The following is a 12,768-nucleotide window of genomic DNA, read 5'->3' as shown; positions in this document are numbered from 1 at the left end:
TTGAAAAAGTGCGGCACAATAAACAGTAGCTTTAAATCGCTTTTCGGCTACACTGTCGCACCTTTTTTAAACAGCTGATGTGAATGAACACACTTTTTGGTCCTGATGTCTATTTAGATGATATAGAACGCCAAGGATACACCGTAATTCATAACGCGCTTATTGCCGATTTAGTTAACGATTTAGTTGCAGATTGTCACCGTATAAACCCCCACTTTAGCCTTGCCGGTATTGGTCGATTAAATAACTTACAAATAGATAAAACTATTCGTACTGACAAAACCTATTGGTTTGACGGCAGCTCTCAAGCACAGCTTACTTACCAAGCAATAATGCAAAGTATAAAAACCACATTAAATCGTAGCTTTTTTATGGGGCTATTTGATTACGAATGCCATTATGCAAAATATACACAGGGTGATTTTTACAAAAAACACTTAGATGCATTTAAAGGTCGATCTAATCGTGTATTTACAACGGTGCTTTATTTAAATACGCCAGAGCAAGGTGGCGAACTTGTTATTTATAAACCTAAAAGTAAAGAAGTAGAAATAACGATTAAACCAACTGCTGGCACATTGGTTATGTTTGAAAGTGAACGTTTTGCCCATGAAGTGCTTCCTGCAGTTGACGAACGCTATTCTATTGCTGGATGGTTTAGAAAAAACGCCTCTATTAGCGGTATTATTGATCCGCCCCGATAGCTCTAAATAACTCATTTTAACAGCCTTTACTAAGGCTTTAAAATGCTATTGGGTATGAAAGTAATAACCCTATAAAGATAGCCAAGCCCACATAATGATTATTTAAAAACGCTTTAAAGCAGGCATCTCTTTCACGCTTATGAATAAGCGTTTGTTGGTATGCCAATAAACCAGCTGCTACACTCAAACCAACGCCAAACGCGACACTTAAATGATTACTTATACCAATAAACGCAACCAGCGCTATAAATACAGCATTAAGTAAAAAGATTATGTGGCGGTCGAATTTACCAAATAAAATAGCGGTTGATTTTACCCCTATTTTTAAATCGTCATCTCTATCAACCATCGCATACATAGTGTCATAAGCGACTGTCCAGCAAATGTTGGCTATAAATAATAACCATGCCTGCTGCGGTAATGCATTTATTGAAGCCATATAGGCCATTGGAATAGCCCAACCAAATGCAGCTCCTAAAACAACTTGTGGTAATTGTGTATAGCGTTTCATAAAAGGGTAGCAAAAGGCTAAAGCCAAAGCCCCAAAAGAAAGCAAAATAGTATTAACGCTAAGCATTAATACTAAAATAAACGCAATAACTATGAGCAGTAAAAATAGGCTAAGTGCTTCACCACTACTAACCCGCCCTGAAGCTAGCGGCCGCTGAGCTGTGCGCTTTACAGAGCCGTCTATTTTCCTATCTGCAAAATCATTAATTACACACCCTGCACTTCGCATAACAACAACGCCCAGCGTAAATATAATAAAGTTGAGTAAGCTCGGCATCCCACTATTAGCAAGCCATAAAGCCCAGTATGTTGGCCAAAGTAATAACAAGGTACCAATGGGCTTATCTATACGCATTAGCTGTATATAGTAAGAAATATGTTTTGGCTTTAAAGCGGCTAATTTCATGAGTATAAATATGCTCCTGGTAAAAACACTTCACACACTAAAAATTTATATTCTTTGAGTGAAAATACACTTCGACGCCCTAGTAAGTTTTTTTCGGGTAGATTTAATTTTGCAACTAATTGCTGAACGGGGTGCTTGGCATCAAAATAAGCAATTTCTATATCCGTTCGTTTTAGTGCTGGGTCTTGAAAAATCACATCACCAAGAGGTCGTTCACCCATATTGTGCAAAGGATTGCTCGAATCATTTTTAGGAAGCCAGCTCTGTGCGTATACCACAGGTTTGTTATCGCACAATAAGAGTACTTCTCTATTAATAGCTGTTTTAGCGCTACAGTTTAGTAATAACTTTTGCTCTAGACTTAAAGTAAATAACTGCTCGCTTAATACTCTTACACTAAAAATTTGTGATTTACTTTTTAATTTAGCAGTTAAAGAATTAGGTTCAAAAAGCCATTCTTGCTCTAGAGGAGATAAGTCACTTACATATGAAGTGGACTGCCAATTAGCAGATATAGACAGAGGATAAGTAATCACAATAGCTCAACAAAATAAAAAACAACGAGATGATACCATTGCCAAAGCTTTTGAAAAAGTGATGTTTTATAACCATAAATAATAGCTTGGCGCTGTTTATTACCCACTATTAAGTATAAACTATTTGTAACAAGTTTTAAGAAACGCTTTAAATATGAAAAAAATAGTATACGCAGGTCTTTTTACGTTCTTTGTAAGCGTCATAAGCTTTACAGCTCGTGCTGAATCTACAGTTGGTTATTTTGGTTTTGAGCCCGATATAATCACCAACTACATTGGCGCATCAAGTAAAAAAATGGGCTATGTGCGTGTAACTATTGATTTAATGCTTAATGACACTTCAGATATTGCAGTAGTAGAGCACCACACGCCATTACTACGTGATGCCCTAGTAGAGATTTTATCTAAAGAGCCTGAAGAAAAAATAAAATCCCTTACTGGCCGTGAAGAAATACGCGCAAAGTGCGCCGAAAAACTAAAAAGCCTCTTAAAAGAAGAAACAGGACAAGAGATCATCCGTGAAGTCTTGTTCACTAAATATTTATATCATTAGTATTTAACGTTTTGCGTTAAATACTTTGGCGGTGTAGGCAAAAGCCATACCGCTAACTAACCCACCTAAGTGCGCCCAATTAGCCATACCTACAAACAATACATCTGCAAACCCAAGCACTAACCAAATCAACATAAAACCAACAATAGCCGTACTAACCAGCGCAGGTTTGTTCGGATTTAAAAAACTATGAATCCAACAAAAACCAAGTAACCCATATACTACGCCACTCAAACCGCCAAAGTTGGGACCAACCATTAGGTATTGCGCCCAATTACTAATAAGTGCAGTCACTAAAAACAAACCTATTAAGCTGAGTTTTCCGCATTGCTTTTCGATATTGTCGCCAAGCGACATCCACCAAATTAAATTAAACACAATATGCATCGCGCTAAAATGCACAAGCGCAGGTGTTAACCAACTAAGCGGTTGTGATGGATTAAATTGCAGAGCTGTATAAATTTCATCAAATCCACCCAATAAAAAAGCGACATAAATAACAATACTTAATATGCTAACAGTTTGGTTAAGCCAGCTAAGCGCTTTAAACCGCGCCATAAGATTAAGTGATTGCCCTTGATATTTAAGCGGCGACTGTGTGCTGCCTACATCCCAAGATGCTTGCTGGTATTTTTCATGATTAGGGTTTTGTGTAAACTCAACCCATAAAGGCTGAACTTGATGAAAGTCCTCCTCAGTCACGCTAATAATGACATTACTGCCATCTGCCGAGTGTATCTTTGCATCTAGGCCCTGGCTTTTTAAATAATCTATAAAGCCCTGTGCGGCGCGTGGGTTATTTAAACTGCCAAGCTCTATCATCGCTCTACTTTCTCGCTATAAGACGCTTCCCACGCAGTAAAACCGCCATCCATGCTGTAAACATCTTCAAAGCCTTGCTCAACTAAATAACTAGCTGCGCCCTGAGAGCTCATACCGTGGTAACACACAATAATAATTGGCTGATCGAATTCTTTTTCCATCATAAATTGTGCAATATTACCGTTAGAAAGTGCTTCTGAGCCTGGAATACGACCAGCTTGATACGAATTTGGATCGCGAATATCTGCAATTACAACGTCTTCTTTATCTAGAAGTTCTAACGTTTGCGCTATAGAAATGTGTTTAAATGCCATTGAAGTCTCTTTAATTAATAGTATAAAAAAGGCGGCTAAAGCCGCCCTTCTTGTAATTTAGTTAGGAACTAATCCCAGTTTAAAATCACTTTACCTGACTGACCTGAAATCATCATATCAAAGCCAGCTTGGAAGTCATCCACAGAATACTGATGTGTAATGATTGGGTTCAAATCAAGACCAGATTGAATCAAGCTTGCCATTTTGTACCACGTTTCGAACATTTCGCGACCGTAAATACCTTTAATCACTAAACCTTTAAAAATAACTTGGTTCCAATCAACTGCCATATCAGATGGTGGAATACCTAGCATGGCAATTTTACCGCCGTGGTTCATGTTATTAAGCATTGAATTAAAAGCGCTTGGCACACCTGACATTTCAAGACCAATATCAAAGCCCTCTGTCATACCTAAGTCTTTTATTACATCTTCAAGCTTTTCGCTTGCCACGTTTACCGCGCGAGATGCACCCATTTTGCGGGCTAAATCTAGGCGGTATTTATTTACGTCGGTAATAACGACGTGGCGAGCACCAACGTGTTTTGCAACCGCTGCTGCCATAATACCAATTGGGCCTGCACCAGTAATAAGTACATCTTCGCCAACTAAGTCGAACGATAATGCGGTATGAACTGCATTGCCAAACGGGTCAAAAATTGAAGCCAGTTCGTCAGAAATATTATCTGGAATTTTAAATGCATTAAATGCAGGAATAACCAAATACTCTGCAAATGCACCTTCACGGTTTACGCCAACACCCGTTGTATTACGGCATAAATGTACACGCCCAGCACGACAGTTACGACAATGCCCACATGTAATATGACCTTCACCCGATACGCGATCGCCTACTTTAAAGCCACGAACTTCCTGGCCCATATCAACGACTTCACCAACATATTCGTGACCAACAACCATTGGAGTAGGAATAGTTTTGCTTGCCCATTCATCCCATTTGTAAATATGTACGTCGGTACCACAAATAGCTGTTTTACGAATTTTAATCAGTAAGTCGTTATGACCGACTTCTGGCTTTGGCGCATCTGTCATCCAAATGCCCGGTTCTGCTTTTAATTTAGATAATGCTTTCATAATTCACACTCAACTAAAAAACCGAAGCAAGGCTTCGGTTTAAAATAAAATTAAATAACGCCCATTTCTTTACCAATGCGGGTAAATGCATCAATAGCAATATCAAGTTGCTCAATGCTATGCGCCGCTGAAATTTGTGTACGAATACGCGCTTGCCCTTTTGGTACTACTGGGAATGAAAAACCGGTTACGTAAATACCTTCAACAAGTAACTTATCAGCCATTAACGAGGCTACTTTTGCATCTCCCAGCATTACTGGAATAATTGCATGATCTTTACCTGCACACGTAAAACCAGCAGCTTCCATTTGCTCACGGAAGTATTTAGCATTTGACCAAAGTTTAGCGCGAAGCTCACCGCCATTTTCTAGCATTTCAAGTACTTTAATTGATGCAGTAACAATTGAAGGCGCTAATGAGTTTGAGAACAAGTATGGGCGCGAACGTTGGCGTAACCATTCAACAATTTCTTTTTTACCTGAAGTATAACCACCTGAAGCACCGCCCAGCGCTTTACCTAATGTACCGGTGATAATATCTACACGGTCTAATACATTACAGTACTCAGGTGTACCCTTACCGTTTTCGCCAACAAAGCCAACTGCGTGAGAGTCATCAACCATTACAAGCGCATCATATTTATCGGCTAAGTCGCACACAGCTTCTAAATTACAAATAACGCCGTCCATAGAAAACACGCCATCAGTAGCTATTAGTTTCGTTTTAACGCCGGCTTCATCTGCTGCAATAAGTTGCTTTTCAAGATCAGCCATATCGTTATTTGCATAACGAAAACGCTTAGCTTTACACAAACGTACACCATCAATAATTGATGCATGGTTTAATGAATCAGAAATAATAGCGTCTTCTGCGCCTAAAATAGTTTCAAACAAACCGGTGTTTGCATCAAAACACGAAGAATATAGAATGGTGTCTTCAGTTTCCAAAAACTCACTGATTTTTTTCTCTAGTGTTTTATGAATATCTTGCGTACCACAAATAAAACGAACAGACGCCACACCAAAACCATGATTATTTAAACCGTTTTGCGCAGCTTCAATTAGCTCTGGGCTATTAGCTAAACCTAAGTAGTTATTAGCACAAAAGTTGATTACTTTACCTGACGCAACTTCGATTTGAGCTTGCTGCTGAGATTTAATAATACGTTCGCTTTTATACAAACCTTCGGTTTTTACGTCTTCAATTTGCTGTTGTAGCTGGCTAAAAAAAGCAGATGCTCTCATCTGTGTTCTCCATTTATTTGAACGGGTCAACAACCACATTTAAGCGACTGTTTATTATGGGGGGTATTGTAAAAGTTTAATGGGGAAAATGCACGGTTTGCAGTTCGTCGCAAACGCCCTAAACTGGAAGGAATTCCTGCCAGTTTACAGGCTAATCTGTTTAGTTTATTTATGTCTTTAAAAGTGCAGGTAAACTGTTTATAGAATCGATAATTAAATCAGCCTCTTGCTTGGCACTTTCATCAAAGCTTTGACCTGAACGCACTAAAACGCGGGTAGTGATCCCTGCTTTTTTCGCAGCCTGCATATCACTGAGTTTATCGCCCACCATTATACTGTAAGCAGGGTCGATGTTATGCTCTTGTATGCCTTGCAATAACATCCCTGGCGCAGGCTTTCTGCAACTGCACTCTTTCAAATATTCAGGGTGCGCTTTTTTAGGGTGATGAGGGCAAAAGTACACATCGGCAACTTCAATACTGTGATCGCTAAATTGGGTTTTCATCCAATCAGTTAGTGCTAAAAAATCAGTTTCGGTGTAATAACCTCGGCCAATTCCAGATTGATTAGTGACGATTATGATTTTATAGCCCGCATCATAAAATGCTTTACAAGTACTAAAAACACCTTCAATAAATTCAAATTTATCGCTTTGATACACATAACCATGGTCAACATTTACTACGCCATCTCGGTCTAAAAAAAGTGCTTTATTTTTTTTTTGTGCATTCATTACAAAGACTCTTTTTGTACAACATGATCAAACATCGCTTTTACGTCATCAACTGTAATTTGGCTCATTAAATCATCGCCTTTTACGCGCGTACCCCACGGCACTTGCTCAGCTGTTTTACCAGTTTGCTTAAGCAAATTTTGATGATAAACCTCTACCACGTAGTCTTGGTATAAGTAAGGACCTGTGCGTGCTGGGTTTGAATGTGCGTATAAACCAATAACCGGCGTACCAACCGTTACCGCCATATGTGCAGGACCCGTATCGGGCGCGAGCACTAAGCTGCCACGCTTTAACACGCACAACAATTCTTTGAGTTTCGTTTTGCCAACTAAATTTAAAATAGGTGTTTTGCTATGTTTAATAATGCTATTTGCTAGGTTAATTTCAAGTTCTGTTGGACCACCCGTCAATACAACTTTAAAGCCTTGCTCATTTGCATAATCAGCCAATGCGGCATAACGATCTGCGAGCCAATTGCGCTGTGCTTTACTTGCTGCTGGCGATATTACAAATAGTTTATTAGTTAGGTATTTTGGTGTTAGTAGCTCATCGGCAACCGCTTGGTCTTGCTCGGTATATGGCATGTTCCAACTCGGCTTATAATCAGCTACACCAATGGCTTTTGCAAAACCTTTAAAGCCTTCAAGCACATGCGCCTGAGCTTCTGGGGCTATTCGTTTATTAATAAATAAGCTGTGCAATTCTTTTGAACGCGCCCAATCGAACCCTATTTTTATTTTTGCAGGAATACAACGCGCTACAAACCCAGCCCTTAATGCAACTTGCATATTAAGTAGTACATCAAACTTTTGACCTTTAAAACGTTGCTTTAAGCTTTTAAGCGCTGCTTTGCCTTGCTTTTTATCAAATACCACCAGCTCAACGCCCGGTAAGTCGGCAAGTAGCATGGCTTCTATTTTGCCAATAACCCACGTGACTTTTGCATTAGGGTGTGCTTTTTGAATAGCTTGTACAGCACTCACACCATGACATACGTCACCAATGGCTGAGAGTCTTAATATACAAATAGATGAATAGTTAGGAGCTTGAGTCACACATTCCCTTAGGTAATAAATACAAAAGCCGATCTTAAATTATAATCACGCTATTGCAAGCACTTATCCTCAGCTTTAAAACACGCTAATATAGGCACATTATTTAGCAATTACACAGAGCTATGTTTAAACAACACGTACGAGGCAGTCACACTGTATTAAGCCACCCTAAATACACAAGCCAAATTACCCTCGATTGGTTTGATGCAAATTATTGGCAACAACAAAATAAAATTGTGGGCGCCAAAAAGGGCCGAGCAACTGCGTGGTTTTTTAAACAAGACGGATTAACAGCCGTACTTAGGCATTATTGGCGCGGTGGCTTAGTGGGTAAATTGCTAAGCGATCAGTATTTATATACTGGGCTTGAACAAACCCGTGTGTATAAAGAGTTTAGCTTAATGAGTAAGCTTATAGAGCTTGGTTTAAACGTACCAACCCCTATTGCAGCTAAAGTAACGCGTAGCGGATTAATTTATCGTGGTGATATTATTACAGAGGCTGTTAAAAGCGCTAAAAGTGTACTCGATATATTAATTGAACGCCCATTGACCGAAGATGAGTTGGAGCGCATAGCTAAAACAATCGCGCTATTTCATTCAAAAGGTGTTTATCACGCCGATTTAAACATTAATAATATTTTGTTTAGTGATACTGGTGATGTTTATATTATCGACTTTGATAGAGGTGAAATAAGAGCGCCTAACCCACAATGGCAACAAAGTAATATGGCACGTCTTGAGCGCTCGTTTTTAAAAGAACAGGGTCGAAACGAGACATTTAATTGGCAAGCGACTGACTGGCAAACTCTGCATAGCAACTATCTCAAAGCACTCGCTAATATAAGTTAACTTAGTTAGCCAATGCTAAATACTGCAGAGCAACCTGCTCTGCCTGTACTTGTTTTAGAATATCTGCGTTTTCTACATTTGGCTTATCTGCTAGCACCTGCTTAACGGCATTGGCTAATGCCTCACTTTGCTGAACGGGTACTAAATATTTACTTAGCTCGCCTGTTAATATCTCGCTTGGTCCAAATGTACAATTAGTGCTGACTACCGGAGTACCCACCGCTAAAGCCTCAATTAATACCGTTGGAAGTCCTTCAAAATCAGAACTCAACACTAAAGCTTTGGCATGCTTAATCCAGTTGTACGGGTTTTGTTGAAATCCAGGCACTACTAACTGTTTTTCTATGCCGTATTCCTGTGCAAGCTTTAACGCTTTAGCCGGTTTATTACATAAAAGTACTAACTTGTATTTTTTATCAAGCTTTGCAAATGCTGCAAATAATATATCGTGGCGTTTTTGTTTGGCGAGTCTTCCTACATGAATTAAGTAGGGCTCATTTGGGATATTGTTATTTTGTTCATTTGCTTGCTGTCTTATTTTTTCAAAATCGAACGGGTTGTAAATAGTCGCAATTGCACTTGGGTTAATTAAATCCCCTTGTATTATTTCTTTTTCAACACCCTTTGATACGCAAATAAGTGATTTACCATTTAAATTTTGCTTACTTTTTTTAAGATATAAGTATGAAAATGGACCTAACTTTTTTTGACGTGCAAGTTCTGCATTAACTGAGTTGTGAATAACAAAATGAACATTTTTGATATTACTACGCGCGAGCAAGTTATTACTTCTATCAAGATTAGAAAGCACTAAATCAATATTGCCCAGCTCGCTTTGTTTTTTTTCAAACCAAGTTTGTAGTGTTAAAATGCTATTTTTACGCTGCCAAAATCGATCTACTTTTGATGCCCTATGTGCGAATAAACTCTCCACGCTAAGTACTTCAGGTATATTATATTCAATAGAGTTAGCAAGAGACAAAATAGTAATTCGGTGCTTTAACTTGGCCATTTCCTCAGCAAGGGTAAGCATTACTTTTTCAGCACCACCACCCACTAGGGAATCAATTACAATCACTATATTCATTAGCGATCCCCTATAAGCATATTTTTTATGCCATTAGTGATCACATCGAAGCTATGTGTATTATCAAGTTGGCTATATTTAGCAACGAATTCATTATAGAAAGGCTCGCTAATAACCTGAGCTATTTTCGTAGTGATTTCATCAATATCAAGATTTGCTTTTATGACAACACCTGCATTAACACAATGATCCAAACGTGTATTTTGATCTTTTGAGATAGCACATGCCACAACGGGGGTTTGAACTGCAATTGCTTGCAGTAAAGTATCTCCACCGCTAAGTAATGCGATTTTAGCTTGGCTCATTAATGCCAAAAAATCAGTACTCTGCAAACTTGCTAAACAAGTAACCTCATCACTTTCAGGAATGGCTTTCTTATAATTGGGACCAAACACAACAACTGCTTTTAAACCAGTGTGCTTAGTAATTTTAAGCGCGGCTTTAAAGTAAACATCAGCGCAATTAAGGTTATTTAATACATGTCCGCCTGAGCCAGCATTTACAATAAAATAGCCTTCCGATACTAAGTTATAGCGATTTAAAACATCACGTTTTTGCGCGCAAGAGGCAAATGTAACAAAAGGACCTACATTTCGAGGATGTGCCAAGGGAAACATGTCTAACTTCGTACTTTCAGCCCATGTAAGTGGCTCAATACAATAATCAGGTTGAACTACCCAATGTGTATCAATTAAATTAATTCTGTTAAGTTTTAAGCCTTTAGCACGTTTTTTTGCATGCTGAGAAATGAATATAACTTTAGCGCCTACCTTTTTAGCCGCCTTCATATGCCCTGCACGTCCTGCACAATCAAAAACAACGACATCAGGTTTAAATTGCTCTATAAAGTCGCAAACAAAATCAAGCTCTTTAGTCGCTGAGTGTTCGAGTAGTGTGGCTTCAAAAGGACAATCTTTTGCGTAGCTTGTATGCTTATTTAATATAAAGTGAATATCGAGAGAATCTGCAAGTTCTGCCTTTAAACTTTGAGCCAACAACAACGAGCGCATATATTCACCAATGCCTTCTGGTGATGATACTGGAATAAATAAAAGTCGTTTGTTGCTCATTGCATTCTCAATGTCCTATTTGAGCTCCAGTATATCAATCAGATACTTATTACGATAGACAGGTTACATTTTAATATATTAAATTAACTCTATAAATTTGATTATTTACTGCAATAGCAGACTTAGATTGATAAACTTAGCCGCAATCTTAATCACAAGGATCTGAACTTTGCGAAACAGAATTTTTCTACTTTCTACTCTTTTTTGCGCTATGAGCGCATCAGTTAATGCTGAGCCATGGGTAAAACCCGATGATTATGGTCTAAGAGCTGATATTCAACAATTAGCTGATGCCGGTGTTATTTTAGCTCCTGTAACTACCTATCCGCTTATGTGGAAAAGTTTTATAAGCGATGTGGAAAGCATGCCGCTGGAGCAATTATCTCCAAGCTTACAAGATGCTTTACTTCGCGTTAAACATCGATATAAATCGGAAAATAGTAGCTCACATAGTCTTCAATTATCAGCTTTTGCAGCCACAGATCCAATCATAGCAACAAGCTTTGGTGCAACAAATACTCAAGAAACAGAGCTTTCTGCAGCTTACGCTTATTTAGGCGATAACTTTGCAGCTAAAGTAGCTATAAATTATAGAAAAGACGGTAAAAAATGTTTAGTTGATGGAAAAACGACTGACGATATAGTTACCAACGAGCAAGCTTTAACCGATTGTAACGATACCTCACTTGATAATAGTTACTTAGCTTACCGTTTAGGTAACTGGATTTTTAGAGCCGGTGCTGTTGAACAATTTTGGGGACCTGGTGTTGATAACAGCTTAATTATGTCAGGTAATGCGAAACCTTTACCTGCACTAAGTGTTACCAGAGAAAAAAGTACTGCTTTCGATACACCATGGCTGAGCTGGATTGGTCAATGGAGCTTTACTGCACAAATGGCTAAACTTGAGTCTACGCGTGTTATACCTGATGCTTTACTGTGGAGTACTCGTGTTAATTTTCGCCCTATTCAACAGTTAGAAATTGCACTTAGCTGGTCTGCACAATGGGCAGGTGACGGACAACCGGGCTCTGCGGGTGATTTTATTGATGTAGTTACAGGGAAGGCTTCATGTGTTGATGGTAGCGAAAACTGCGATAATCAATTCGAATCTAAAATTGGTAACCAATTAGCAGGAATTGATATTCGGTGGTCAGATACGTTATTCAATCATCCATACGCTATATACGCCAGTACTATAGGCGAAGATGCTAGTTCAAAATTTAAACCATCAAGTAGAGCATATTTATTTGGCTTACAAACTACACAAAGAATTTATGACCAAAACATATTAATAAATTTAGAGCATGTCGATACAGGTGTTTCATGCACAACAGGGTTAGTCGATGAAAATTGCTATTATGAACATACTGATTACAAATCTGGCTATCGCTACCATGGACGCACTATTGGTTCGACGTATGATAATGATGCGCAATCAGTTGTCCTAACACTACTTGGTCAGCTTTCTAATGGTGATGATTGGCAGTTGAAATTACGCAGTGTTGATTACAATAGTGACAATAGCGATTGGTACCCTAGCAATCCAAATTTAGGTAACAGCATAACTAAAACAGCGTACAACTCTAAGCAATTAGAACTTCGTTACAGAATGCTTTCTATGGGAGGACGCGTCACTTTAGGTGCTTTTGCGTCTAACAACGACGGTGCTGAAAACGATACTTCTGCGTTTGCTAAGTACGAATATAACTTTTAATACGTTACTTTTAATAAAGTAACGTATTAAAAGTAAGAAAGGGATGAAAACAGTGTTTTCATCCCTTTT

Annotated in this window: 14 protein-coding genes; 4 read left to right on the top strand and 10 right to left on the bottom strand. The window is 38.6% G+C overall.

Annotation, left to right across the window (positions count from 1 at the left end; translation table 11 throughout):
* Positions 1-83: 83 nt before the first annotated feature.
* Positions 84-704, top strand: coding sequence for a 2OG-Fe(II) oxygenase (locus tag I6E72_RS03420; RefSeq protein ID WP_007584723.1), 621 nt, complete (start codon positions 84-86; stop codon positions 702-704).
* Between the two features lie 37 nt (positions 705-741).
* Here I6E72_RS03420 and ubiA read toward each other — a convergent pair whose 3' ends face one another.
* Positions 742-1,620, bottom strand: coding sequence for a 4-hydroxybenzoate octaprenyltransferase (ubiA, locus tag I6E72_RS03415; protein ID WP_197111067.1), 879 nt, complete (start codon positions 1,618-1,620; stop codon positions 742-744).
* Positions 1,617-2,156 (bottom strand): chorismate--pyruvate lyase family protein, encoded by a 540-nt coding sequence (locus tag I6E72_RS03410; protein ID WP_165729394.1) that lies wholly within the window; start codon positions 2,154-2,156, stop codon positions 1,617-1,619. Before I6E72_RS03410 ends, ubiA begins: the two co-directional genes overlap by 4 nt.
* A 154-nt stretch (positions 2,157-2,310) precedes the next feature.
* On the opposite strand from I6E72_RS03410, the gene I6E72_RS03405 reads away from it, so the two are divergent.
* Entirely contained in the window at positions 2,311-2,709 is a 399-nt protein-coding gene (locus I6E72_RS03405; protein ID WP_007584719.1) for a flagellar basal body-associated protein FliL, read from the top strand.
* 3 nt (positions 2,710-2,712) lie between these two features.
* Here the strand turns inward: I6E72_RS03405 and glpG are convergent, their stop codons facing one another.
* The 6 genes from glpG to I6E72_RS03375 form a co-directional block, all read right to left on the bottom strand.
* Positions 2,713-3,531 carry a rhomboid family intramembrane serine protease GlpG gene (gene glpG / locus I6E72_RS03400; RefSeq protein WP_007584718.1) on the bottom strand — a complete coding sequence of 273 codons (819 nt, stop codon included), beginning with the start codon at positions 3,529-3,531 and terminating at the stop codon, positions 2,713-2,715.
* Positions 3,528-3,845 (bottom strand): thiosulfate sulfurtransferase GlpE, encoded by a 318-nt coding sequence (glpE, locus tag I6E72_RS03395; RefSeq protein ID WP_007584717.1) that lies wholly within the window; start codon positions 3,843-3,845, stop codon positions 3,528-3,530. The genes glpG and glpE overlap by 4 nt, the downstream gene beginning before the upstream one ends.
* Positions 3,846-3,913: 68 nt before the next feature.
* A complete protein-coding gene (gene tdh / locus I6E72_RS03390) occupies positions 3,914-4,939 on the bottom strand; it encodes an L-threonine 3-dehydrogenase (protein WP_197111066.1) in 1,026 nt (341 codons plus the stop codon).
* 50 nt (positions 4,940-4,989) lie between these two features.
* Complete coding sequence (locus I6E72_RS03385; protein ID WP_007584715.1) at positions 4,990-6,183, bottom strand: glycine C-acetyltransferase; 1,194 nt, start codon at positions 6,181-6,183, stop codon at positions 4,990-4,992.
* 169 nt (positions 6,184-6,352) lie between these two features.
* A complete protein-coding gene (gmhB, locus tag I6E72_RS03380; RefSeq protein ID WP_197111065.1) occupies positions 6,353-6,916 on the bottom strand; it encodes a D-glycero-beta-D-manno-heptose 1,7-bisphosphate 7-phosphatase in 564 nt (187 codons plus the stop codon).
* Positions 6,916-7,974 (bottom strand): glycosyltransferase family 9 protein, encoded by a 1,059-nt coding sequence (locus I6E72_RS03375; protein ID WP_197111063.1) that lies wholly within the window; start codon positions 7,972-7,974, stop codon positions 6,916-6,918. The genes gmhB and I6E72_RS03375 overlap by 1 nt, the downstream gene beginning before the upstream one ends.
* Before the next feature lie 122 nt (positions 7,975-8,096).
* On the opposite strand from I6E72_RS03375, the gene I6E72_RS03370 reads away from it, so the two are divergent.
* Positions 8,097-8,825: a 3-deoxy-D-manno-octulosonic acid kinase gene (locus I6E72_RS03370; RefSeq protein WP_197111061.1), complete on the top strand. Its 729-nt coding sequence runs from the start codon at positions 8,097-8,099 to the stop codon at positions 8,823-8,825.
* Position 8,826: 1 nt separating this feature from the next.
* Here the strand turns inward: I6E72_RS03370 and I6E72_RS03365 are convergent, their stop codons facing one another.
* Positions 8,827-9,912, bottom strand: coding sequence for a glycosyltransferase (locus tag I6E72_RS03365; RefSeq protein ID WP_197111059.1), 1,086 nt, complete (start codon positions 9,910-9,912; stop codon positions 8,827-8,829).
* The gene (locus tag I6E72_RS03360; RefSeq protein WP_165739968.1) at positions 9,912-10,982 is read right to left on the bottom strand and encodes a glycosyltransferase family 1 protein; all 1,071 of its coding nucleotides are present in this window, start codon (positions 10,980-10,982) and stop codon (positions 9,912-9,914) included. Before I6E72_RS03360 ends, I6E72_RS03365 begins: the two co-directional genes overlap by 1 nt.
* Positions 10,983-11,193: 211 nt before the next feature.
* On the opposite strand from I6E72_RS03360, the gene I6E72_RS03355 reads away from it, so the two are divergent.
* A complete protein-coding gene (locus I6E72_RS03355) occupies positions 11,194-12,699 on the top strand; it encodes a capsule assembly Wzi family protein (RefSeq protein WP_197111241.1) in 1,506 nt (501 codons plus the stop codon).
* The last annotated feature ends 69 nt before the right edge of the window (positions 12,700-12,768 follow it).

This window comes from Pseudoalteromonas sp. NSLLW24, from assembly GCF_015864725.1.
In the GTDB taxonomy this organism is placed as follows: domain Bacteria; phylum Pseudomonadota; class Gammaproteobacteria; order Enterobacterales; family Alteromonadaceae; genus Pseudoalteromonas; species Pseudoalteromonas arctica.
Note: the sequence above shows the minus strand (reverse complement) of the source record. Positions and strands in the feature narration are given on the sequence as shown.